The organism is Thiocapsa imhoffii (assembly GCF_016583985.1).
GTDB classification, from domain to species: Bacteria; Pseudomonadota; Gammaproteobacteria; order Chromatiales; family Chromatiaceae; genus Thiocapsa; species Thiocapsa imhoffii.
Genome location: NZ_NRSD01000012.1, coordinates 85,978 through 109,408, shown reverse-complemented (window position 1 = coordinate 109,408; position 23,431 = coordinate 85,978). Strand labels below are relative to the sequence as shown.

17 protein-coding genes, 1 tRNA gene and 1 pseudogene are annotated in these 23,431 nt (G+C 59.6%); 7 read left to right on the top strand and 12 right to left on the bottom strand.

Going from position 1 to position 23,431, the window contains the following annotated elements; all coding sequences use genetic code 11:
• The first annotated feature begins 42 nt into the window (after positions 1-42).
• Positions 43-1,305, top strand: coding sequence for a hypothetical protein (locus CKO25_RS12545; RefSeq protein WP_200388267.1), 1,263 nt, complete (start codon positions 43-45; stop codon positions 1,303-1,305).
• Entirely contained in the window at positions 1,292-3,538 is a 2,247-nt protein-coding gene (locus CKO25_RS12540) for a hypothetical protein (RefSeq protein WP_200388266.1), read from the top strand. Before CKO25_RS12545 ends, CKO25_RS12540 begins: the two co-directional genes overlap by 14 nt.
• 205 nt (positions 3,539-3,743) lie before the next feature.
• On the opposite strand, the gene cas6 is transcribed toward CKO25_RS12540, so the two are convergent.
• Complete coding sequence (gene cas6, locus CKO25_RS12535) at positions 3,744-4,760, bottom strand: CRISPR system precrRNA processing endoribonuclease RAMP protein Cas6 (RefSeq protein WP_200388265.1); 1,017 nt, start codon at positions 4,758-4,760, stop codon at positions 3,744-3,746.
• A gap of 359 nt (positions 4,761-5,119) precedes the next feature.
• Between cas6 and CKO25_RS12530 the strand changes: the two genes are divergently transcribed.
• From CKO25_RS12530 to CKO25_RS21215, 3 genes and pseudogenes are all read left to right on the top strand, one after another.
• On the top strand, positions 5,120-5,368 hold the full coding sequence (locus CKO25_RS12530) for a type II toxin-antitoxin system RelE family toxin (protein ID WP_338115123.1): 249 nt from the start codon (positions 5,120-5,122) through the stop codon (positions 5,366-5,368).
• Positions 5,352-5,696: a type II toxin-antitoxin system prevent-host-death family antitoxin gene (locus tag CKO25_RS12525; protein WP_200388298.1), complete on the top strand. Its 345-nt coding sequence runs from the start codon at positions 5,352-5,354 to the stop codon at positions 5,694-5,696. Before CKO25_RS12530 ends, CKO25_RS12525 begins: the two co-directional genes overlap by 17 nt.
• A gap of 323 nt (positions 5,697-6,019) precedes the next feature.
• A pseudogene (locus CKO25_RS21215) lies at positions 6,020-6,355 on the top strand (transposase); the annotation flags it as partial.
• A 177-nt stretch (positions 6,356-6,532) separates the two neighbouring features.
• Here CKO25_RS21215 and CKO25_RS12515 read toward each other — a convergent pair.
• Positions 6,533-7,861, bottom strand: coding sequence for a lipopolysaccharide biosynthesis protein (locus CKO25_RS12515; RefSeq protein ID WP_200388264.1), 1,329 nt, complete (start codon positions 7,859-7,861; stop codon positions 6,533-6,535).
• An 86-nt stretch (positions 7,862-7,947) separates the two neighbouring features.
• On the opposite strand from CKO25_RS12515, the gene CKO25_RS12510 reads away from it, so the two are divergent.
• The gene (locus CKO25_RS12510) at positions 7,948-10,599 is read left to right on the top strand and encodes an NTP transferase domain-containing protein (RefSeq protein ID WP_200388263.1); all 2,652 of its coding nucleotides are present in this window, start codon (positions 7,948-7,950) and stop codon (positions 10,597-10,599) included.
• On the opposite strand, the gene CKO25_RS12505 is transcribed toward CKO25_RS12510, so the two are convergent.
• The 10 genes from CKO25_RS12505 to hrcA all read right to left on the bottom strand — a co-directional run bounded on the left by CKO25_RS12505 (position 10,571) and on the right by hrcA (position 22,119).
• The gene (locus CKO25_RS12505) at positions 10,571-11,458 is read right to left on the bottom strand and encodes a LicD family protein (RefSeq protein ID WP_200388262.1); all 888 of its coding nucleotides are present in this window, start codon (positions 11,456-11,458) and stop codon (positions 10,571-10,573) included. The genes CKO25_RS12510 and CKO25_RS12505 overlap by 29 nt on opposite strands.
• A gap of 506 nt (positions 11,459-11,964) precedes the next feature.
• A tRNA-Met gene (locus CKO25_RS12500) sits at positions 11,965-12,041 on the bottom strand.
• 117 nt (positions 12,042-12,158) lie between these two features.
• Positions 12,159-13,577 carry a c-type cytochrome gene (locus CKO25_RS21610; protein ID WP_200388261.1) on the bottom strand — a complete coding sequence of 473 codons (1,419 nt, stop codon included), beginning with the start codon at positions 13,575-13,577 and terminating at the stop codon, positions 12,159-12,161.
• A gap of 183 nt (positions 13,578-13,760) precedes the next feature.
• Positions 13,761-14,927: a lipocalin-like domain-containing protein gene (locus CKO25_RS12490; RefSeq protein ID WP_200388260.1), complete on the bottom strand. Its 1,167-nt coding sequence runs from the start codon at positions 14,925-14,927 to the stop codon at positions 13,761-13,763.
• Between the two features lie 40 nt (positions 14,928-14,967).
• Positions 14,968-15,738: a M48 family metallopeptidase gene (locus CKO25_RS12485; protein WP_200388259.1), complete on the bottom strand. Its 771-nt coding sequence runs from the start codon at positions 15,736-15,738 to the stop codon at positions 14,968-14,970.
• A gap of 158 nt (positions 15,739-15,896) precedes the next feature.
• Positions 15,897-16,712, bottom strand: a complete 816-nt coding sequence (dapB, locus tag CKO25_RS12480) for a 4-hydroxy-tetrahydrodipicolinate reductase (RefSeq protein WP_200388258.1) — start codon at positions 16,710-16,712, stop codon at positions 15,897-15,899.
• Between the two features lie 121 nt (positions 16,713-16,833).
• Entirely contained in the window at positions 16,834-17,964 is a 1,131-nt protein-coding gene (dnaJ, locus tag CKO25_RS12475) for a molecular chaperone DnaJ (RefSeq protein WP_200388257.1), read from the bottom strand.
• A 361-nt stretch (positions 17,965-18,325) separates the two neighbouring features.
• Positions 18,326-20,263 carry a molecular chaperone DnaK gene (gene dnaK / locus CKO25_RS12470; protein ID WP_200388256.1) on the bottom strand — a complete coding sequence of 646 codons (1,938 nt, stop codon included), beginning with the start codon at positions 20,261-20,263 and terminating at the stop codon, positions 18,326-18,328.
• Between the two features lie 102 nt (positions 20,264-20,365).
• Positions 20,366-20,971: a nucleotide exchange factor GrpE gene (gene grpE, locus CKO25_RS12465; protein ID WP_200388255.1), complete on the bottom strand. Its 606-nt coding sequence runs from the start codon at positions 20,969-20,971 to the stop codon at positions 20,366-20,368.
• Positions 20,972-21,048: 77 nt separating this feature from the next.
• Positions 21,049-22,119, bottom strand: coding sequence for a heat-inducible transcriptional repressor HrcA (gene hrcA / locus CKO25_RS12460; RefSeq protein ID WP_338115124.1), 1,071 nt, complete (start codon positions 22,117-22,119; stop codon positions 21,049-21,051).
• A 412-nt stretch (positions 22,120-22,531) separates the two neighbouring features.
• Here hrcA and CKO25_RS12455 point away from each other — a divergent pair, with 412 nt between their 5' ends.
• Positions 22,532-23,425 carry an NAD(+) kinase gene (locus CKO25_RS12455; protein WP_200388296.1) on the top strand — a complete coding sequence of 298 codons (894 nt, stop codon included), beginning with the start codon at positions 22,532-22,534 and terminating at the stop codon, positions 23,423-23,425.
• Positions 23,426-23,431 lie beyond the last annotated feature (6 nt).

Genomic DNA, 23,431 nt, shown 5'->3' with positions numbered 1-23,431 from the left:
GTCGCCACCAGCCCTCGGTGCTCATGGCGAGGAGCGTCGACCATGCTGAAACTCACCCCACCCTTGACAGTGATTGAAGCCAACCTGTTCGACCCCTCCCTGTCCATGCTGCGCCGCTGGTCAGAGTCGGGTTCGTGTCTGTCACCAGCCGATCCCCTGATTTTGGTCGAAGATCCAGAGTGTGTGGAACTGCTCAATGCCTGGAAGCGGGTCGAGGCCGACATCCCAGATCCGCCGATAACTACACCGCCCCGCCCGATGCGCGCATCGCTGGCGACTAAGGTCCGCCAGCGATGCGCCACCCAGGATCACGCACCGCCGCTGCAACCGCAGCCAGGTCTGATTGTGCGTCTCGACCGGGTTATGGATGCACGAGGTCCGCTCGGTTGGGATCTGCCGCAACCCTTGGCGGTGTTGCTGTCAGAACCGACCGAGGAACGCAACCTCTGGTATGGCTGGCTGATGGCATCGGAGACAGACTACGCTAGTCATTGGGATCTGGTCCTTGACGATCGGGATGAACCCCGTGATCCACTGGCCGCCATGGTGCAGATCTGGAATCCGGTGCATCTGTATTGGCCGGCGGCGAGCGCCGTGCTTGGCCAACTTCAGCCAGCGCGTCTGGCGGCCGTGCGCGATCTGGCCGTGGATCTTGGTAACACACCGCCGCCATTAGGCAACACGCGAGCCGGGACCTTGGTCCAGCGCACCACGTCCGGCGGACATCTGGTGATCACGGGCACGCCGCTCGGTGATAGCGAGGATCCGCGCCAGCGGTATCGTGAGCTCTATTTCGCAGCAGCGGACCTGGTCCGTGATATGGCACGACAGAGTATTACCCAAGAGGACTGGGTGGTGATCCCGCCCAACCCGAACCTGGAGCAAGCACATCAGAGCATCATTGGCGCTTCGTCCCGCCCTTGGTGGCAAAGCCTGCTCGAAACCTTTAAAGAGGGCGCGCGCGCCGCTGGCTTGCCGCACACCCCGGAGCCGATCGCTGCCCTCGGGCCAGCGGAACCGGAGGCGGAGATTGTGACCTCCTGGCAATTGGCGGATTGGATCTCTTACCAGGTGATTCCAGGCGCGATCGGTGACTCGGTACGCTTGCGGGTGAGATTGCTTCAATGCGAACCGCTGCTGGTCGGGCTGGAGCGCGGTAAGCATGTACGCCAGCAGACTCTACTGACCGCGGAGATGCCCGAGACGGATCTCATTGCTGGCGCCAATCAGGAACTAACGTTCTTTATCCGAGATGCGACCGGGACAACGCTCTACGCGCTTTCGCTGAAAAATGGCCAAGACTAGTCACGGGTCCTGGCATCGAGATCTCTGGGTCTGGCCGGAAGCCCAAGGAGTGCGCTGGTGGACGGCACAACATTGTGGCACCCTGCCTCTCACAACACCCTGGGCGAGCGATCGTCAGCCGTCAACCCCGGCATTGCGTGACCGGGGGCAACACCTGAGTCTGGGCGCAGTCCTAGCTAAACCGCTCGCGGCACGTCTGACAGACCTGCTGGATAGCGGCGACTGCTTGCGTCTACATCTGAGCTTGGACCTACCGATCCCATGGTTGGATTGTCCGTTTGAGTGGCTGACGCTCGATGGACAGTCTCTATTCGGGCGGTTGTTCGTGGAACGCCATTCCCCGGCGCTGTTTGATCCCTGCCTTCCTCTCATCCCGGAACGTGAAATCGCGGTGCTAAATCTGCTCGCATCGAATGAGCCGATTCAGCCCGCCGATGCGCTCGCCAATGGATCGGTCCGCATCTACGATGGACTGGCTGCGGTCGAACAATGGCTAGCCGAAACTGATCTGTCACAGGTCGGTGTATTGGTGGTGGTCGCCCATGGCACCGAGCGCGATGGCGAACGTCCCTTTCGGCTACCCGATGGACGGCCTTGGAGTCTTCCGCTGACGTACGGTCTGCCGCCGCTCGTCATCCTCGTGGCCTGTGGCAACGATGCAGGAAACCTTCTGTTCGATGGACAACGACTCCTCTCGGCTGGGGCTACTAGTGTGCTCGCACCGCTCGGGCGACCTTGCCCTGCAGCGGCCGGTGAGTTTCTCGCGACCTTTGCCCAAGCCTGGCGCACTGGACGCCGGCTCGATGCGATCCTAACCGATGCGCAACGTCCTGCGAGTGCGGCACGGGGCGCACGGCTGTTGCGCGTGTTGGGACGCGGCGATCTGCGCACGAGCGATTTGCCGGAACTGACTGAGTTCAGCGACACGGCATTGGTCGCCGCTGTCCGTTGCGGAGAGGACGCGGCGCTCACTGTGTTGATCGACCGGCTGACGCTGCGCACCCTGCAACAGGACTTCAAACTGGACCAAACCGAACGGCGCTTGCGAGACTGGTTAGAGATCGGTCGCGGCGACGAGACCGGTGAACGGTGGCTAGGCGAGCGTTTGGACTCAGTGAGCGAAACCCTCTGGCCACTTTCGCGAGCCTGGATCGTGCCCTTGGAAATGCAGTTGGCCGAAGCGCATGATCATCACCGTCTACCCCGGCTGGAGGCCACTTGCTCCAAACTCGGGTACGGCGAACTCCAGATGCCGCCGACATTCCACCACTATTGGTCGAAACTCTACTATCGATCAGGCCGCTATGCGCTGGCGTTACATGAAGTCGCCCAAGGCCTAAGCCGACTTGGAGTTGATAAGCCGTGCGAACAGGGCGCCGGACTGCTCGGGCAACTGTTAGCGCTACTGATTGATATGGATCTGCCCGCACCGGCAGCGGTGCTTCACCAGTGGCTCGATGAGGCTCTGGCGCGACGTACTGACGTGGATGTTGCTTGGGAGCGCCACAAGCTGCGCGATCGCGCTGCTCGCATTGCGCTACGACAGGGACAGATCGAGCGGGCCGTAACCCTTTATCGGCTCAAACGTACCGAGAGTGCGCGCTTCAAGGGCAATGGGTATCGGGAGTTAGCCTGGCTGCTCTATATCGAGTCCTGGCGTGATCCGCATGGTGCAGCTATCCCTCTGGCTCATGAGGTCGAGTCATGGTTGGACGGGATCGAAGTACTCAATCCAGAGCCTGGAAATGCTGACGCACTCTATCTGCTGCGTGCCTATGCCGCCTGGGCCTGGTGTAGCCAGCAATCGGCTGCCATCGAGCGCCTAGAACGCTTTATACCAATGTTGGAGGCACGACTGTTCTCAGGCGACGCGGGCCCTCCGGGGTTTGTATTTGCCTATCTGCATCTATGTCGGCGCGACGGCATGCCCGGCACTCAGCCGCCACCCTGGGACGCGATCGCAACCGTATTGGAGGAACAGCGCTACTTTCTGGAGTTAGCCGCCTTCACGGCACTGTTGGGAGAGCGGGGCATGGCGATTCGTCTACTTGATCGGGTTGTTGCCCAGCGAGTCTGGCACCGACCATTCGCCTTTCCCAAGTGGCTCGAGGATGCCGGGTTGCTGGACTGGGAGGCTCTGGTCGCGGAGCGTGTCCGCGTGGAGAGGCAGGCGCTTGGGGGCGAGTCTGTATCACCAGAGACCCTCCTGGTCTCTGGCTTGCTCCCTTTGTGAAACGCGTTATGTCTCACCTCAATCTCTGGGTTTAGAGCGCCGGAACGACGGGGCGCATTCCACGAGGTGGCGTCGCACTTCCCGCTTGAGGTCGGCGCGGGTCGGACCTGATCGGTGTGCCCCGCTGGGTAGGCCGCGCATGAATTTTGCGACCAAATTGCGGCGATTGACGGCAGGCATGTTAAATCTCCAGCGATGGTGATAGTCATGCTTGATCAACGCGCCGAATCGAACGATTTTTAATCTTGATCAGTGCGCTATCTCGGCGTGGTGGCCTGGAGCGTGGCCAGTCTCCATCGGCGGCCGCACGTACGGCATAGCGTCCCAGTCCGATCGTGGTCGAAGAGCCAAGATGCAGCCATTGCCCAAGCCAGAGCCAGGTCCAGATACGCGCAAGCACCGGCCCGCCGAGCCATAGCCGGCCGGTCAGGCCGCCGAGCTTGAGCGCCTCGCGCTGTCGATTGGAATAATGATGGGTGTCCAGCCAGGCGAGTTCACGCCCTTCGATCAGGGTTTCACAATCATGGAACCATTGATCCGGTTCGGGTGTGAGCGGCAGAGTGTCGAGGACGTTCGCACAGGCTTCCATGCGTCGCGCTAGAGCGATCAGTAACTCGCGACCACTGAGCGCGTCGGGCTGAATCCGGACACCACGGGATTTAAGCTTCAGGGGCGTGATGAGATCCAAGCGCGCGCGCGACGGCGCGGGTGGGATGCAGAACGGCTGCAGTGCCTGCACATCCGATTCGTCGGGATCGGACAGCGGGACCGAGATCCAGTGTTCACGGTTTGGATCGATCTGGCATTGGAAGTCTACCAGTCTCAGATGAGCGGGTTCGCGCTGACCCAATCCGCGCTCGCCTAAACGCTGCATGGCGGCGGCGAGCAGCGGCAACCAGTTGTTCAGCCAGCCCAGGAGGACCAGATCCAGAGACAGAATCGCGCCCGGCGGAAAATAACCGCTAAATGCTTGGGGTTCAAAAATATAGGGACGCAGGGGGTCGCCACTGTCGATGGATTCGAATAGAGGCGGATAGGGGCATTGGGAGTTGTCAGGGCATCCCTGACAACTCAGCCCGGGATAGGTACAAGCGACCTCCTTAAGCGCATGGCCAAAAGCCCCACGCCAAGTCGAGCCTGGGTAATCGAGAAGACGAACCGTCTCCAGCGTCTCGAACAGGACGCGGTAACGGGCCATAGGGAGGAAGATGGCGTCGGTCATTGGCAATCCAGTCCTTCAGAGTGAAGCCAATCCTATGACGCCAAGCATCGAGGTATAAGTCAAGCAGACAGTTCTGCTCCAAGCAGGTTAGGAATTGCCCCGCAGGATATTCGCTGTCACGTTTCGCCAGCGCCACCGCCGAGAAGCACGACCGGCGCCGCCCGCTGGATCTGCTGCGGAAATGGCGTGTCGGTCTGGAGGGATGGATTCTCGATCAGGCCGGGCTCGTGCAACCTGCGGACGACCGAGCCGGGGCGCCGTTGCGCCGGGTGAAGTGACGCTGCGGTCACGGTGCGCCCGCGGCATAACAAACGCGGGCGAAGAATGTCATATTTTGGTATACCACACCCACGAACACGGTGACCTGGCGACCGAAAGCCCTGAAGCAGTTGAAGAAGCTGGGCGACAAGGTCGTAGAGGGCCGCATCCTGGCCGTGACAGCCGCATTGAGCGCCTTCCCGGACATGGCAAACGTCAAGGCGCTCACCGGACATGAGTACGGGTATCGCCTGCGGGTCGGCAACTACCGGGTCTTCTTCAACGCGCTGGCGGCGATCTCGATCGTCCGCATCGAGGAGGTCGAGAAACGCGATGAACGCACGTACTGATTACCAGACCATCGTCCACAACGGGGAGCCCGCGTTCGTGCTGGTGCCGGTCGCCGACTGGGAGCGCGTCCGGCCGCTGCTCGAGCAGGTCGCCGCGGGGGATGGTATCCCGCAGGCCGTGGTCGAGGCCCATGTCCTGCACGATGTACCCCTCGTGCGGGCCTGGCGCGAGCATCTGGGGCTGACTCAAGACGCCGTTGCCGAGCGCGCCGGCATGCAACAGTCTTCCTTGGCGCGGCTGGAGCGCGGCGAGATCAAACCGCGCACCGCAACGCTGGCCCGCCTCGCCGCCGCCATGGGGCTCGGCTTGGAGCAACTGCGCGGTTGACCGTCGCCAGACCCGCAAAACAGCAGGCCCCGGAGCGGCACCACCCGCTTCGAGGCCCTGACCATCACCGCCTGGACGGAGGTCGGCAATGGCTGAGCAGCAGGATAGCGCAGCGTCTCGCCCTGCACGAGATTGGGCGCTGCACGAGAAGCCAACGTATACGGTCGCTGAGATCATTCGGCACTGGTGCGAGATCCCCGATCACCATGCATTGAGCCTCGACCGTGCGACACGGCTACCACTGCCCGACCCGGGCTATCCATTCGTTGCCGTTCGCACCGCGTTGTTGAGGGACGCCATCGATCGTGAGCTATGCTCGATTGAAGCTCGAGAAGGACCGCGAGGCCCTGCTTGCCTTCTTCGCCTTCCCGGCCGAGCACTGGAGGCACCGACGCACCACCAACCCGATCGAGTCGACCTTCGCCACCGTGCGCCATCGCACCAGCCGCACCAAGAACGGCGTCACCCGCGCGACCTTCCTCGGCCTGACCTTCAAGATGAGACCTTCAAGATGAGCGAAGAGGCGGCCAAGACCTGGCGACGCATTCGTGCTCCCGAGTAAAGTGGCCGAGCTACTCAGGGGGACACGCTACGAAGACGGGATTTCGGTGTCTGACGACCCGCCGGATACCCAAGAAGAGCAACGGGACGCCGCCTGAGAAAAAACTCTGACCCCATGGTCATACACCAGATTTGACAATAGCTCGTCATCTCGCACTGCACAACGCAAGCTTTCAAAACAGCCTCACAAGATACAGGTTTGCAGCGATCAAGGCTAGGGCAAACCCACCCCTCGTACGTACTGCACTGTAGCACCTGCCAAACCCACCCCACACCTATACCACCCCGTGTAACACCGTATAGCCGTAACACAGGGTCCCGGCAAAGAGCATTGCCACAACATGCAGACGTGGCGCCTCCTCCCATACCATCAAGGCCATAACCGTTTTTCCCATCCAAAACACCCACATGCCAAGAGTAATCGCTAAAACAGCAGCCACGGCGCCAAACCGTGGAATATACCAATACGCCACACTTAAACTCACCAGCAACGCAACGAACATAGCGATAAAACTCAAGTAGGTTCGCCGCTTCACTTCAATTCCGATTGCACTCACGCGTTGAAGTGGGCAAAACAGCATAGCTACACCCGCCATCGGTAGCAGTGGCTGTGCGACACCATAGAATTCTGGAAGCAACACGGGAACAGCTCGGGCGAACAGCATTAACACGAGAGTCCACAACACGAGGCTGAGGCTTCCCCATAACAGTACTAATCGCAACAAGCGTTGCTCCCGACCTGCCGCTAAACGACGGTAAAAACTTGGCTGCCACAACAAATTAAATAGTTGCCCGACAACCGAGCTCACCGCCGCCAAGCTAAAGGTCACTGAAACAATGGCGACGGCCGCGACTCCATGAGCGCTCTCCAGAATAAAAACACTGCCGCTGCGAATAAAGAAGTACAACAAGGCAGCAAGAAGTAATGGTAGAGAGAACTTAAACGCCGTAGTCAGCCACAATACACGGGTAGCTCGGTCAATGGTAATTGCTGATTCAGCGCCCGGAATTGAAGCTATCTTGGGTATCATGGCGACTGTACAGAAAAACTGCCCAAGCAACATGGAGAGCAGCAACCAAGAGAGAATCATCGTTGAGCTAAATCCATGCTCCTGACCATGCACATGTAACCCCAAAACGACAACACAAAGCAACCAGACGATTCGCGGAGCCACCTTGAGGAACAGGAAGGCCTTCGGCCATTGCACGAGCCGGGTGTACTGAACAGTCAAATCATTCACTAATACAAAAGCGGACAAGAGCACTACCAATAACAGATGACTCGGTCGATGAGGAATAAACCACAACACAAGCACAACAACGCCGAGCGTAACCAGTTGTGCAGCAAGAAGTGTACTAAGAAATGGAATCCTAGAATGCTCCGCAAGCTCATAGAACTCACGGTTTACAAAGAATGAAAACCCTAACCCTGAGCCCACCACAAGAAACTGCGACCACAGCAATATAAGAGCGAGTGCGTCGACAATGGCTGGCAGAAAAAACCAACTCACGACCGGCAAACTCACTGCGCCCAACGCTGCCGCGGCGAGACTCGCCAGAACCATGATTGACTTGTCGCTGTGTTTTTCTAAAAACGTCCGCATAGTAAAAGTTGTCATATTTAGTTGGGGCTAAATACCCTTTTACTCTAAACTAGCTAAAGTTCAAACTCAGTAAACAGCGAATACAAGTGACCATCACTAATTTTAATAAATACCCGAGTCGAGTCCTTATTCTAGCGGCTGGAACTGGCTCACGGTTTCGTGCGTCTTCTGGTCAGCAAAAACACAAGGCGTTACATCCAATTTGGGACAACCGAGGCAGCCTCGAGCTCCTGTTAACGCATCTTCACAGTTTGGGTCAGCCCAGTGACGCCATTACCATCGCTTTGGGTTATCAAAGTGTTGCTGTTGAACGCCAAATCCAACTGTTCGTAGCACAACAGCGCTGGACCTTACCCACTTTAATCCCCGCTGCCGAAAATTACGAGCACCATACAATGATGCAAACCTTGCAGCGCGCACTGACCTTCCTGCCTCGCCGCAATACATGGGTACTTTTCGCAGATACGCTCTATACTCGTTCGGCTCTAAAGGACATCCTGAATTACCGATCCAAAACCCCTGCAATTGCGGCGATGCCCTGGGCCTGTCCTGAGGCTAAATCAAAAGAGGTGGGAGTTGATATCGCACAGGGTTTAGTGACAAGGTTTTTGCCAAAAGCTGGCACCGGAACCCATCAAATGGCACACGCGGTTTATTGGCCTGAGTCGTTACTATCCTTAATTTCATCTGCCCCTGCAGACGTTAAACAATGGCAGCTCCTGCAACAACGCGATGACGTTAACGGCCTTGTGCTTCCTCGGTTTGCGGCGCAAGACATCGACACCATTACCGATATTGAACAGCTCAACGCGAATATTACTCCAACGGTTCTTCGCTATTTCATCGCTAATCTCAACAAAGATCGGCGTACCGCCAATCAAAAACCGGATCATATTCAGCAGCTCGCAGACCACAGCGCTTACGTCAAATATTGTGAGTCGGAGCTCGCTGCAGAACAAGAAGCCCAGGTCCTCAAGCTAATCAACACACATTTACCCGCTCATGCTCCACGCCTCATTGAGCAAAATAGAAAGCAACTGCTACTGGAAGCTAAACGAGGTATTCGGCTCTATGACTTGCTTCGCCAACTGAGCAATAGCACTGATCACCTTGCCATTCGCGACGTGTTAATGGCTCGCTGCAATCAGCGACTCGATGACCTGCAACAGCTGCTGCATAAGCACAAGTCCAGCATTTCTCAACAGCCATATCCTTTTAACGAACAGATAACCGATTTACTCAACGCTATCTGCGAAATGACACATATTGCCAAACCACCGCCACATGAACTAAATACCCTAGCCAAGCGATGGAAGCAGCAATGTTTGAAGGCAGACAGTGTTCCGTTTAGAGACGCTACCCCCAAAAACATTATTCTTGTCGACAAGCGGCTGTGTCCCTCATTATCCCTAGAACAACGGCAAAGTGTACTTTCACAGTTGCTCAAAGCACCTTTGAGCTTTTGGGATCACATTCCAATTGTTGATTTAGACTTTACCAGTACCCTACACCTCACCACGCCAGCAGACGATCGGCTCAGCTTAAATGGACATATGGTGCATGGTCCACACACCACGTTGGCACCCGCAGACGACTTAACCCTTTTGGTTCGCTACCTACGGTTCGGCGGTCGCAAGTTTGTCTACAAATTAGTGAATCCAGCCGGGTTTAACACTCGTTTTCAATTTGACGAACCCTGCGACTATTTCTCGTCTCTGGTGAAGGGCTTGAGCAAATCCTTTCGTGAGGAGTTCCCAGGGGTATACGAGTCTTTGCAATGCATTGCCGAGAAGGCAGAGCGATGGCGAGGTATTGCACCGAATCCTAGCAGTAAGGATTACTTTATTGAAAGTCAGTTAGGGCAGCCGGTAAGCCCCTGCTTGCCCCTGTATTGGCAGGAAAATCCTATTGAGCTGAACCATATACAACGGTTGCAAAACCTCGTGCTGCGTCGGCCGTTTCGCCGAAGCAGTGCTGACATCAAAACCAAACTCGACATTCAGCGCAAACTCAACTTCGCATTGCGCTACCAACAGCCGATCAAGTTCAGCGTACCTTTTGGGGGCTACAAGCACCCTAAAATACCCGACAGTCCAGCCCTCAATTTAGCCGAAACCTTCTGGCTTGAATACTTGCGTGAATACGTCGAACCCATCGCTCGCTATCACGCGCCCGGTGTGGAAATTGCGCTGTCCTATATGAGCGGAGTGCTAGATTTTATTAATGGAATCCCGGCTGCGCACCAGCGCCCCTACATCACCGAGCTTAAAGAACACATCCAACATTTTTGTTGTGCACGCATTCACTTCCAGCTGGTGGATATCGCAGACTATCTCGGCGGTACTGACCAAGCGCGGCAAACTCTCGAATTACACTACCAAGCCATGAAATTAGCCGGTAAACGGCCTTCAGACAAGGCTATCGCGAGTGCTGCGCGAAATGTCCAGTTCGACCTTGTTGTGCCAGAGGAAGGCTCCAATTATCCGTTAGATATTGAAGACGCGGCCCTTCGTTGTGAAGCAATGGAAAGCTTTCCAGAGCGTCGAAGGTTCAACAAATTTGGGGAGCATATTCAGCTTTCCCACCAACGTGGCGACCGTTCGGTGCATATTGGCTCTTGTCGAACATCAACGGTACAACCCTGGGTCGGCATTGGCGTCTACGATCAAGAAAAGCCGCGTATTCTCTCGCTCCGTCAGTGGCTAAATTTTAATCAGTTGCAGCAAAATCGACAGTAATTCCAAGCTTACGCTCAGACTTTGGCGGCGGCTCCACATAGTTGCCGTACAAGTTTTTCAGAACCTCGTGGTAATTGTGTGGCAAAGGAAACTCGTGCTCCCCAAGCTTACCCAGCACGGTATGTTGTAAGGAGTGCAGCGGACGAATGCGCGGCAAGCGCGCTGACGATTTACGCGGAAGGGAAACTAAGCAGGCAACAAAACCGGTCGGCTGTTGCTTCCTACTGTAATAGGTGACCAGCCAGCGGTAGCTCGCCATAATGTGTCGCTTAGGGAACAAGCGTAACGGCTGATAGCAAAGCCAAGCTATGGCTCTAAACCAAAGCGGCTTATTTGCGCCCATGATCAATTTCGCATCACCGACGCTTCGAAGTATTAACAAAGGTTTTAGGTTCGCACAGAGCCACATGTGCAAGCGGCCAGCAGCTGTATTGGGTTGCACAGCGTCAAAGGGAAATATGTCCACCGCTATGCCTTCGTGCATTTTATGTCCCTCAGAACGAGTGTTCGAGGTCTCGCGTCGACCTGCGAATACACGTCTCGTGCCCCGCAGTCGAAGTTTGGTCACTAAAGAAAACATTGAGGATTCGCTGCCTTGATGCTGCAAGAAATACTTCTCGGGCAGCTGGCTCTCGGCAGCAGGCATGAAACGTTCAAACTCAGCACGAAGCATGCAAATATCGGCATCTTTGTCCCAGCCGATAATACGTTGCTCGCGAACCGCACCTAATAACGTCCCTGCAGCCAATTGGTAATTTAGATTGTTGGCTCGGCAAAGTTGATCTAAGTCCACCAGCATCATCAAAATGGCGTCATGAAATGCCGGATTCTGAGACTCTGTATTCACCACCTCGTTCATGATCGCTCCCGCGCATGTTGCCGCATCGAACATCGTACGTGCTGCACTGCAGCACGTACCAAACCCTGCAGCACGTATCATGCCCGGTACCTAGCCGAGCAGATCCTTCGCACCCCAATGCGGGAAATGCTTACGGATCAGCTGATTCAGCTCCACTTCAAACTCACTAAACTCGTGCGCTGGCTTTTCTTCACCGTCGGAGCCCTTAAACGCTTGATCAATCTCAATTGCTCCGATCCGTGAAGGCGTCCTTCGGGGTCTGCTCCCCGAGCATCCGGCAGAGGTCGATGAAGTGCTGGTGTAAGCAAATTTCGGCAACGCGGAGACGCGGCCGAAACGTGTCGGGTGGTCGATCGCAAGGAGGAATACCCATGTCCCCGGATGACTTCATCGCTAAGTGGCAGGGCGTCACCCTCACCGAGCGCGCCTCGGCTCAAGAGCACTTACATGATTCGCGAGCAACAAAAAAGGGCTTACGGTAATTAACCGTAAGCCCTTTTTTTATATGGTAGCGGGGGCAGGATTTGAACCTACGACCTTCGGGTTATGAGCCCGACGAGCTGCCTGACTGCTCCACCCCGCAACTGTCCGAGCATCATAAAAACTTATCCCCTGGGATGCAAGTCTTTTTTTACTTCGCCTCGATCCGCTCACACCGAACTCATTCGCCTGCAGTCCCAAATCCTGAGCCGCGCGTTGTTCACAGGGTCTTGAGGTACTCGATCAAGGCCTGCCGCTCGGCCGTTGACAACTCATCGCCGAAGGAATGTCCCTGATTGCCGTAGCCCGGTCGGCTGGTGTCGTAGATGCGGTTTCGTTCGTCCCAACTCATGGCCCCCGCCTTCCCGGTCTCTCGTACCCGATAGGTCCAGCCCACGTTAACCGGATCGAACGCCGGCTGCTCATCGCCTTCACGGTCGAACTCCCAGTAGGTCGGGCGGGTCCCGCTCTCGAGGAGGGCGGCGAGGGTTGGGACCGAGCCGTTGTGCAGATAAGGGGCGGTGGCCCACACCCCATCGAGAGGTGGAGCAATATAACCCAGCGCTGGCGCGGCTTGCGAGAGCTCGCCGTAGAAGGAGCGGCCGAACCAATCGAGGAACCGATTGGCATCACTGAACCCTTTGCGGGCCAGTTCGGGATCGGTCTTCACCTTTCCCAGCGCGATCACTCGATTTGGATAGCTCGGCGTGGCGCCGTAGGTTCCATGACATTCGCGACAGGTGTTCTCGAAAACGGTCGCGCCCTCTTGCGCGAGGAGCGGATCGATTGGGAAGGGATAGCGAGGCGGGCTCAGACTCGCTAGATAGGCGCGCACGTCGACGAACCAGGCGTCGATCTCCGCGGCCTCCGCGACCGAATCGGTACAGGTGGTCGAGGCGAGGATCATGTAGCGGACATGATCACCCCGTCCCTCGGCGTTGTAGAACATCGCATGCTTTTTAGCCATGTTCCACCAAGGCGGCACACTGACCGGCAGTGGCGTGCGGGGTGGCGGTTCGATCAGAGGCGTCTCGGACCAGGCCAGCGTCTCGGGGTCACGATGGGCCATCAGCGCGAGCGTCAGATTGTTCGCCGAATTCACGCCCACGGTGTCGGTCATCATGTAGTCGGCAATCACGCCGATCCGATCCGCCCAGCGGCGCCACTCCTGGGCCTCGGGACCCTGACGCACGAATGCGCCCGCCGCCTCGATGCCAATCAAGGGATCCTGCGTCAGATCGAGGAATTCGTTGCCGAGTCCCATCACCAACTCACCATTGATGGTCGCGGCGTGACAGGCAAGGCAATTGGAGGTCACGATCTCGACGCCCGCGCTGGTGGTGTGCGCGGTGAGCATGTAGGGGAGTTCGGCATTGCGCCCCGTGCGCCCGGCGAACTGTGGCCCCACTTCCGGATCGGTGCCACGCATCCTCGCATAGGCCGAATAGGGGAGACCACAGGTGACGACCGCACGATTCAATAAGGCGTCATACCCCTGTTCTGGGTCGCCGGGGCGCTGGTCCGCCGCCGGGACCCGTCCGACCTCGGCCTTGAAGACACCGTTTTGTTCCGAGACACCGGGCTCACAGCCGCTGATCAACACAGCAATCAGGAAGACGGCGACGGACCAGATCAACATCAGGACAGGGACACGCGGCATACGAAACCTAACGAGGTTGGGGTTGAGGCCATCGGGTCCTGGCCAGAATCACGCTGAATATCCCCGATTCGAGAGCGGTTGGTGCGAGCAGCGTCTGCCCGCGCGCATCGCACCGACCGCTCGGGGCACTGGAACTCGGTCCATTGGCCGCATGGCCAGGATTCAATCAGGCTCCGTGACGGATTCCGCCGAGACCTCGACCCAGCCGCGTCCTTGAATCGGCACGCCCTGCTGTCGCCCCGCCACCCGCACGGCGCCACTCCAGAGTGGCAGCGGGCCGGCGGACTCTTGATCCTTGACCAGCGGGTCCAGTGTCAGTTCCAGTTCCAGGAGCGGAATCGCAAGCCGCCAGGCGACCGGAAACTGGAATCCAGACCCGGCACTGCGCCAGCGCCCGCGCGGTTCCAGCAGGATCTCACGACGCTGGAAGCGCTGTACGCCCCCATCCTCCCGAATCAGGGCGCAGGATGGGATCGGGGTCCCAGTGCCGTCGAGACGTCGCAGCTGCAGACAGATCAATTCTTGATCAGGTGTCAGTTGCAAGGCGATACGATCGAGGCCGACGGGGCCCGTCCCGCCGATTAGATTCCCCCAGCCGTGCTCCAGCCAGGCCTGTCCCTGGACGGGGACCGTCTCGCTGTCGCGCGTGAGCCGGCCCTGCAAGGACAATCGGGGCAGCAGATAGCCTTGGAATCCAGCGCCCCCTTCACGTCCGAATAACCCCAGTTCTCCCAAAGCGATCGGCGCAATGGAGCCAGAGAGCTCTAGGGCGAGACCAAGATCCTCGCCCGCGGCGTTCAGGGTCAGATGCGTTCCGGTCGCCTCGGATGAGGCGAGCGTCAGTGACCAGTCGGCAACCCACACCCGGGCGGGTACGCTCTCGCCACCGGCCAATCCCAAGGCATCCCGTTCGAGACGTTCCGCGGTGCGTACACGGATGCGCGAGCGATCAGGCTCATACAGCCGCAGGCCCGACAGCATCACGGCGGTTGTTGCCCAACTGGAGGTGCGCTCGGCCGCACCAGGCCGCAGTGCGAATCGCAGCAGGCTGAACTGAAACGGGTAGGCATGCCCATCCTCATCCACCAACTGACCCACCAGGTTCCAGATTTCACTGCGCACACCCAGATGCGGGGCATGGTCACGTGGGAACAGGAGTGGATCGCTCGTGATGGGAGCCTCGAACGCGTCGGGATCGACTTCGAGAAGCGCTTGCAACAAGGGATCAAACCCGGGAGAGGGTGCGGTCACCGGGTCGGACTGTAACCAGAGCAGGAAGCCTCCTGCGATGAACAGGAGGCCAAACAGCAAAGCGACGAGACCCTTCACGGCTGATTCGCGCGGGCTGCGACCGTCATGCGCGGTGCCATCAACGCCGGAAACGCTCGTACTCGGCCATGGCTTGCGGCATCAGGCCCTGGAGCTGCTCGATGCGGCTGCGATCGACCGGATGGGTGCTGAGGAATTCCGGTGTGCGCCCCCCTCCCCGGCTGCGGTTGTAGTCCTGAAAACGCTCCCAAAAGCCAGTCGCTTCGCGCGGATCAAAACCAGCGCGCGCCATGTAGAGGAGTCCGATACGGTCGGCTTCGTATTCCTGCATCCGGGAGTAAGGCAACATCACCCCCAGCTGACTGCCGATACCATACGCCTGCATCACCACATCGCGGGTTGCCGCCGCTTGCCCGCCGAGCGCGCCCGACAGGGCGGTCCCGCCGAGTTGCACCAACATCCCGTGCGAGAGACGTTCCGCGCCGTGGCGCGCGGTCACATGGGCGATCTCGTGCGCCAGCACGGTGGCCAGCCCCGCCTCGTTCTTGGTGATGGGCAAGATGCCCGTGTTGACGCCAATCTTTCCGCCTGGCAGGGCAAAGGCATTGGGTTCGTCTGCTTCGAAGAGAACGAACTCCCAACTCGCGTTGGGCATGTTGACGACACTGGCAATCCGTTTGCCGACTGCTTGTAACTGGGCATTCGCCCGTTGGTTCTTGGATATCGTCTGTTGCTGCTTGATCTGTTGAAAGGCCTGGAGGCCCATCCGCGCCTCCTCGGCCGTGTCGATCAGCAACACTTGCCGGCGCCCGGTCTCGGGCGCCGTCGCGCAACCGATGAGGATGGCCAGGAGGAGTGACAGAACCAGCATGGCCCGTGGCAGACTCCACAGGCCGGAGCGCACGCACCAGGACCCCGCGGTCCGATTGCAGCGAGTGCGAGAACATTGACTGGTTGAATCCGGCTTGATCTGCGCGCGCATCTTGCCTCGTCCTTGCTGAATTGATCGGATCGCAGACATGGGTCGGTTTACAGCGCGCGCAGGCCCAGGACATCCTGCATATCGTAGAGTCCCGCGCCCTGCCCCGCGATCCAACCCGCGGCACGCACCGCCCCGCGGGCGAAGGTCATGCGACTGGAGGCCTTATGCACGATCTCCACCCGCTCGCCTTCGGCCGCGAACCAAACGCTGTGTTCTCCGACGACATCACCGGCTCGAATCGTCTCGAAACCGATGGTTCGGCGCGCGCGCGGACCCGTGTGTCCCTCCCGCCCGTAGACCGCGACCTCAGCGAGGTCTCGGTCCAAGGCCTCGGCGACGATTTCGCCCATCCGCAGTGCGGTCCCGGATGGGGCGTCGACCTTGTGACGGTGGTGCGCCTCGACGATCTCAATATCGACCTCGTCACCGAGTACCCGGGCGGCCAAGTCGAGAAGCTTGAAGCAGAGGTTGACGCCGACGCTCATGTTGGGGGCGAAGACGATCCCGAGTTCGCGTGCCGCGGCGGCGATGTGCTCGCGCTGCGCCTGCTCGAATCCAGTCGTGCCGATCACCATGGGGCGACCGGCGGCGCGACAGATCTCCAGATGGCGCAGCGTGGCCGCGGGCGTGGTGAAATCGATCGCGACATCGAACTGATCAAGACACTCCCGCAGATCAGCCCGGATGGCCACGCCGAGCGGACCAACCCCAGCCAGTTCGCCCGCGTCCAGGCCGATCACACTGGACTCAGGCCGCTCGGTCGCGGCGCCAAGCTGAAGCCCCTCGCTGTCTCGCACGGCCTGGATCAGGGTCCGACCCATGCGCCCACTGGCACCGACGATGGCGATTCTGGTGTGTTGCATCACTACTCATCTCCGCGTTGCGGCCTGGTGGCGGGACGCGTGCGCGCCCGCACAGGCGCGGGTGGACACACCCGGTTGCGCTGGCCGAGCGTGGGCGCGCAGCGCCCGTCGCATGCGCCCCTCAGAGTCCAATCTTATCCAGGAAGCTCTTCACGCTATCAAGCCAGGAGTGTGACTGCGGGCTATGCCGGGAGCCACCTTCTTGCATACTGGTCTCGAACTCACGTAAGAGTTCTTTCTGGCGCTCGGTCAAATTCACCGGTGTCTCCACCGCCACCCGACAGATGAGATCACCGGTCGCCGTGCCCCGGACCGGCTTCACGCCCTTACCCCGCACCCGGAACATCTTTCCGGTCTGCGTCCCGGCGGGAATCTTCAGCACGACCTTACCGTCGAGGGTTGGCACCTCGATTTCGCCCCCGAGCGCCGCCGCCACGAAGCCGATGGGGACCTCGCAATAAAGGTCGCTGTCCTCGCGCGTGAAGATGGGGTGTTTCGTGACCTGGATCTGCACATAGAGATCGCCCGGTGGCCCCCCGAAGTCACCACGTTCGCCCTCTCCGGCGAGTCTAATGCGATCCCCCGTATCCACCCCCGCGGGAACGCGCACCGAGAGCGTTTTCTCCTCTTGGAGGCGGCCGCGACCGCGACAATGGCTACAGGCCTCTTCGATGACTGTCCCGGTCCCACGACAGGTTGGACAGGTCTGCTGGATCGAGAAAAAGCCCTGCTGCATCCGTACCTGACCTTTCCCACCGCAGGTGGTACAGGTCTTGGGCTGGGTGCCCGGTTTTGCACCCGTGCCGCCACAAAATTGACAGTCGACCAACACCGGAAGACGGATCTTCACTTCCGTGCCGGAGACCGCGTCTTCAAGACTGAGCGAGAGGTCGTAGCGCAGATCGACACCACGCTGCGTCCGCCGTCCACCGGCGCGTCCGCCGAAGATGTCGCCGAAGACGTCGCCGAAGATATCGGAGAAGCCGCCCGGATCGCCGGCGCCGCCGAAGCCTCCTGGACCACCGGCATCGACCCCCGCATGACCAAACTGATCGTATGCGGAACGTTTACGAGGGTCACTCAGGACGTCATAGGCCAGTTTGGCTTCCTTGAACTTTGCCTCGGTATCCAGATCACCGCTGTTGCGGTCTGGGTGATACTTCATCGCCAAACGGCGAAAAGCCTTCTTCAGATCGGCCTCGCTCGCGTTGCGGGGAACGCCGAGAACCTCGTAATAATCACGTTTTGCCATTGGATTCGTCCAGACACCGAGCTTAACCCACGCCCCGGACGACGGTGGCGCTCGTTGACCGCGCTCGTGCGGATGCCGAGCCGGGTTGATCGGACGGCGACATCGAGGCGTCAATCACGAGTGCCACACGCTGCCAGGTCGCACGGAGGGGAACCCGATCACGACCATCCGCTCGTCGATCTTGCGTTGGAAATCGGGATCACACCGCGCGGCAAGAACCTAATCGTGCGGTGATCCCACCTTGACGCCACCGATCGCCTGAGACGTTCCGGGGCTGACGCGCCATGCCTGGCACCGAACTCACGGGGCCGACGCCCTGGAGGCCAGGTATGACGCGCTTAGAATCGCTCCTGCGTTCAGCTCATTTCTTCTCGTCCTTGACTTCTTCGAACTCGGCGTCGACGACATCGTCACGCTGAGTACCCGCGGATGCCCCCTCGGACGTCCCCGTAGCGGATGACGCCGCATCGCCGCCCGGCGCACTCTGGGCATAGACCCGTTCGGCCATCTTCGCCGAGGTGTCGGCAAGGGCTTGGGTCAGGGTTTCGATCCGCTCCTTGTCCTCACCCGCCATCACCTCTTCGAGTTCCTTGATGGCCGCCTCGATCGCCGTCTTCTCGTTCGGGTCGATCTTCTCGCCGAGCTGCTCCATGGACTTGCGCGTCGCATGGATCATGGTGTCGGCATGATTGCGTGCGGCCACCAGCGCATGGAACTGGCGGTCTTCCTCGGCATGCGCCTCGGCATCCTTGACCATCTTCGCGATCTCATCATCGGAAAGTCCCGAGGACGCCTTGATGACGATCGACTGTTCCTTCCCGGTCGCCTTGTCCTTCGCCGAGACATGCAGGATGCCATTGGCATCGATATCGAATTTCACCTCGATCTGCGGGACCCCGCGCGGCGCTAAGGGAATATCACTGAGGTCGAAGCGGCCGAGCGACTTGTTGTGGACGGCCCGCTCACGCTCGCCCTGGAGCACATGCACGGTGACGGCGGTCTGATTGTCGTCCGCGGTCGAGAACACCTGCTGCGCCGAGGTCGGAATCGTGGTGTTCTTCTCGATCAGCTTGGTCATGACACCACCGAGCGTCTCGATACCGAGCGACAAGGGCGTGACGTCGAGCAAGAGGACGTCCTTCACCTCACCGCCGAGCACGCCGCCCTGGATCGCCGCCCCGATGGCCACGGCCTCGTCGGGGTTAACATCCCGCCGCGGTGTCTTGCCAAAGAACTCCTCGACCTTCGCCTGCACCTTCGGCATCCGGGTTTGGCCACCGACCAGGATCACCTCGTCGACCTCACCCGCCGTCAGTCCGGCATCCTTGAGCGCGATCCGACAGGGCTCGATGGTGCGATCGACGAGTTCCTCGACTAAGGACTCGAGCTTCGCACGCGTCAGCTTGACGTTGAGATGCTTTGCCCCGGACTGGTCGGCCGTGATGTAGGGCAGATTGATGTCGGTCTGCTGACTCGAGGACAGTTCGATTTTCGCCTTCTCCGCGGCCTCTTTCAGACGCTGCAGCGCGAGCGGATCATTACGCAGATCGATGCCCTGGCTCTTTTTGAAATCCGCCACCAGGAAGTCGATCACGCGCAGATCGAAGTCCTCGCCACCGAGAAAGGTATCCCCATTGGTCGAGAGCACCTCGAACTGGTGCTCGCCCTCGATTTCCGCGATCTCGATGATGGAGACGTCGAAGGTGCCGCCACCGAGGTCGTAGACGGCGATCTTCTGATCACCGCGCTTCTTGTCCATCCCGTAGGCGAGCGCCGCCGCGGTCGGCTCGTTGATGATGCGCTTGACCTCGAGTCCGGCGATGCGGCCCGCATCCTTGGTGGCTTGGCGCTGCGAGTCGTTGAAATAGGCGGGAACCGTGATCACGGCTTCGGTCACCTGGGTACCGAGATAGTCCTCGGCGGTCTTCTTCATCTTCTGTAAGACCTTGGCCGAAATCTCGGGCGGGGCCATCTTCTTGCCGTTGATCTCCACCCAGGCATCGCCATTGTCGGCCTTGACGATTTTGTAGGGGACCATGTCCTTGTCCTTGCTGACCACGCTGTCCTCGAAGCGCCGCCCGATCAGGCGCTTAATGGCAAAGAGCGTGTTGGCTGGATTGGTGACCGCCTGACGCTTCGCGGACTGACCGACAAGCACTTCACCCTCACCCGTGTAGGCAACGATGGACGGCGTCGTCCGATCGCCCTCGGCGTTCTCGATCACACGAACCGAGTCGCCTTCCATGACCGCGACGCATGAATTTGTCGTCCCGAGGTCGATACCAATGATTTTACCCATAATGATTCTCCAAAAAATGTGTTGTTCGGACCTGGACCGGTGTTGAATTGCCCCAGACGTTTGGGTGGAACTCAAGTGGCTTCAAGTGGCTTCAAGCGGCACTCAGGCACCTTGTTGCGAAACCATGACGAGGGCCGGGCGCACCAACCGACCGTTGAGGGTGTAGCCCTTTTGAATGACCGTCACGACGGTGTTGGGCGGCACATCATCGCGTGGCTGAAGCGACATCGCCTGGTGATACTCCGGGTCGAACGGCTCGTCGAGCGGGTCGACGCAGTTCACACCAAAACGCGTCATCACATCGCTCATGAGCTTAAGTGTCAGCTCCTGACCCTCGCGGATCTTCTCGACGTCAGCGTTCGCCGCCAGAGCCGCCGCCTGTCCGAGTTCCAGGCTGTCACGGACCTGCAACAGCTCGCGCACAAAACTGTCGAGCGCGTACTTGTGCGCCTTCTCCAACTCAAGGGTGTGGCGGCGGCGGAGATTCTCCATCTCGGCGCGGACCCGCAGGCCCTGGTCGCGCAGACCCTCGAGTTCGGCCTGCGCCGCGGCGAGGTCGGCCTGGACCTGCTCGAACGTCGGCACCGGCGCGTCCGCGTGCTCGGCCGCCGCCCGCGCGGGGTCTTCCAGTATGGCTTCTTCCTGTGGCGTATCCTCTAGCGGCGACTGTTCGGTTGCGTCAGTCTGCTTCGCTGAATCCGTTTTCATTCACGCTCTCCTAATTCGAAACGACCCTCGCCGCGTGCCGCAACTGGCTTCGGCGACGGGCCTAAATCACCTTAACGTTATTGTCTGAGGGCGGCCGCGAGCAGCCGCGCGGTTACATCCACGATCGGGATGACCCGCTGGTAATCCATCCGCGTCGGACCGATGACGCCCAGCACCCCAACGACCTGATCATCGACCCGGTAGGTTTGCGTCACGACGCTGCAATCATCGAGGAGCGCGTAACCGGATTCCTCGCCGATGAAGATCTGGACCCCATCGGCCGCGATGCAGCGATCGAGGATGTGCAAGATCTCGCGTTTTTCGTTGAAGGCATCAAAGAGTTGCCGCAGGCGCTCCAAACTCGCCAATTCGCCGAACCCCATTAAGTTGGTTTGGCCGGCGATGAAACAGTCGTCCTTCTGCTCCGCGGACTCGACCACCTCGTGAGCCAACAGGATCGCACGCGTCATCAATTGGTCCATGTTCTGATGCGTATGCTTGAGATCTTCCACCAGCCGTTTGCGGACATCGCGCAGATCCTGGCCCGTGAAGATCTCATTGAGATAATTCGCGGTCTGCTCGAGTTGCGCGGGGCTAAACTGGCGTTCGGTTGCGATGATGCGGTTGTGCACTTCACCGTCGCTCGTGACCAGAATGGCCAGCACCCGCGTCCCCGCCAAAGGCAGTAACTCGATTTGACGAAACACGTGTCGTTCGTGGCGCGGCATCATGACCACCCCAGCCAGATGCGTGATGCCAGACAAGAGCATCGAGGCGGTCTCGATGAGTTGTTTCGCATCGGCTGGCCCCTCGAACCGGGTGCGCAGATTGGCAATGTCGTCATCCGAGGGGGGGCGCACCGTGAGCAACGAATCGACAAACAAACGATAACCGGCAACGGTTGGGATCCGCCCCGCGGAGGTGTGCGGCGAGATAACAAGTCCCATGTCCTCGAGATCGGACATCACATTGCGCACGGTCGCCGGGCTCAAATCGAGGCCGGTATCCTTCGCCAGGGTGCGCGAACCCACGGGTTGTCCCTCGCGGATATAGCGCTCCACAAGCACTTTCAGGAAATGCAATGCGCGGTCGCTGACGCGGTTTTCGTTCTGATGGATCTCGCTGGTCAAGGTCGTCTGCCGTGCAATCCGACGTTCATCCGCACCGCGCTGGCGACGAACCTGGTCGCCAGCGTGGAGTCCCAACCTGCTGTGTCACGATTTAGCACTCACCAACTGAGAGTGCTAACACCGCAATTTAGGGTTTCGCCATGAAGCTGTCAAGGCTCGCAGCATGCCTATTGGCGCGTGGCAACGCGCATGCTAGCTTAAAGGTGCTGTCCATACTCCCTTGACGATGGGCGCCACTCTCGGTGGATCATCAGGGCCATCGCGCGCGGCGAGCGCCCTCACTCGGTGATGCGAGGTGGCGTATGGGTGAGCACGAGATGAGCGATCGCCGTTGCCTGCGCGCGACGGCCACCGTCACGAGGTCTCATGGCCGCGACATTTCATGGCCCAAGACGAGCCCCGCACCGACTGGGCCTTGGTTAAGGAATCCATGCCGCAATTCAACTGCGTCGGCATCATCGCCAAGCAAGGTGACCCCGAGCGGGTCAGGGGAACCCTACGGCGTCTCTGGTCACATCTGCGCGCGCGCCAACTGCAGGTGCTGCTCGATGCCGAGAGCGCCCACCTCCTCGGCACCGCTGTTGGCACGGCGCTGCCCCTTTTGGAATTATGCACCCGCTGCGACCTCATGGTCGTCGTCGGCGGCGACGGGACCCTCCTGCACGCCGCCCGGGCCACGGCCGAGCATGGCGTGCCGCTGGTGGGGATCAACCTGGGTCGCCTCGGTTTCCTGGTTGATGTCTCGCCACGGGATATCGAGTCGGCGCTCGATCCGATCCTGGCCGGTGAATACCAAACCGACCGGCGCGCCATGCTCAGCGTCCGCGTGATTGCGGATGATGGTCTAAATCGCAGTTATTCGGCCCTGAACGATGTCGTCGTGCACAAGTGGAACACGGCACGCATGATCGAGGTCGAGGTCGAGGTCGACGGGGTCTTCGTCGCCGCACAGCGTTCCGATGGTCTCATCATTGCGACGCCGACGGGCTCGACCGCCTATGCCCTGTCAGGTGGTGGCCCGCTGGTGGATCCGGCGCTCGACGCCCTCTTGTTGGTTCCCATCTGCCCGCATGATCTCAGCAACCGACCGCTCGTGGTGCCTGGCGATCGCTGCATCCGCCTGCGGGTCCGCGATCTCGACCAGGGCCATGTGCAGGTGACCTGCGACGGTCAAACCGACGTGCAGTTGCCACCGCGTGGCTGGATCGAGATCCAGCGCCATCATCATTGGGCCCATCTGCTCCATCCGCGAGGGCACGATCATTACCACCTGCTGCGCGCCAAGCTTGGGTGGGGCGGCCACCACCGGTCGACCCCGAGCTGAACCCGT

Bases quoted from the DNA above. Each gene is read 5' to 3' on its own strand.
- CKO25_RS12545 (WP_200388267.1), top strand. From the start codon at position 43: ATGCTGAAACTCACCCCACCCTTGACAGTGATTGAAGCCAACCTGTTC.
- CKO25_RS12540 (WP_200388266.1), top strand. From the start codon at position 1,292: ATGGCCAAGACTAGTCACGGGTCCTGGCATCGAGATCTCTGGGTCTGG.
- cas6 (WP_200388265.1), bottom strand. From the start codon at position 4,760: ATGACCGACGCCATCTTCCTCCCTATGGCCCGTTACCGCGTCCTGTTC.
- CKO25_RS12525 (WP_200388298.1), top strand. From the start codon at position 5,352: ATGAACGCACGTACTGATTACCAGACCATCGTCCACAACGGGGAGCCC.
- CKO25_RS12515 (WP_200388264.1), bottom strand. From the start codon at position 7,861: ATGCGGACGTTTTTAGAAAAACACAGCGACAAGTCAATCATGGTTCTG.
- CKO25_RS12505 (WP_200388262.1), bottom strand. From the start codon at position 11,458: ATGAACGAGGTGGTGAATACAGAGTCTCAGAATCCGGCATTTCATGAC.
- CKO25_RS21610 (WP_200388261.1), bottom strand. From the start codon at position 13,577: ATGTTGATCTGGTCCGTCGCCGTCTTCCTGATTGCTGTGTTGATCAGC.
- CKO25_RS12485 (WP_200388259.1), bottom strand. From the start codon at position 15,738: ATGCTGGTTCTGTCACTCCTCCTGGCCATCCTCATCGGTTGCGCGACG.
- dapB (WP_200388258.1), bottom strand. From the start codon at position 16,712: ATGCAACACACCAGAATCGCCATCGTCGGTGCCAGTGGGCGCATGGGT.
- dnaJ (WP_200388257.1), bottom strand. From the start codon at position 17,964: ATGGCAAAACGTGATTATTACGAGGTTCTCGGCGTTCCCCGCAACGCG.
- dnaK (WP_200388256.1), bottom strand. From the start codon at position 20,263: ATGGGTAAAATCATTGGTATCGACCTCGGGACGACAAATTCATGCGTC.
- grpE (WP_200388255.1), bottom strand. From the start codon at position 20,971: ATGAAAACGGATTCAGCGAAGCAGACTGACGCAACCGAACAGTCGCCG.
- CKO25_RS12455 (WP_200388296.1), top strand. From the start codon at position 22,532: ATGCCGCAATTCAACTGCGTCGGCATCATCGCCAAGCAAGGTGACCCC.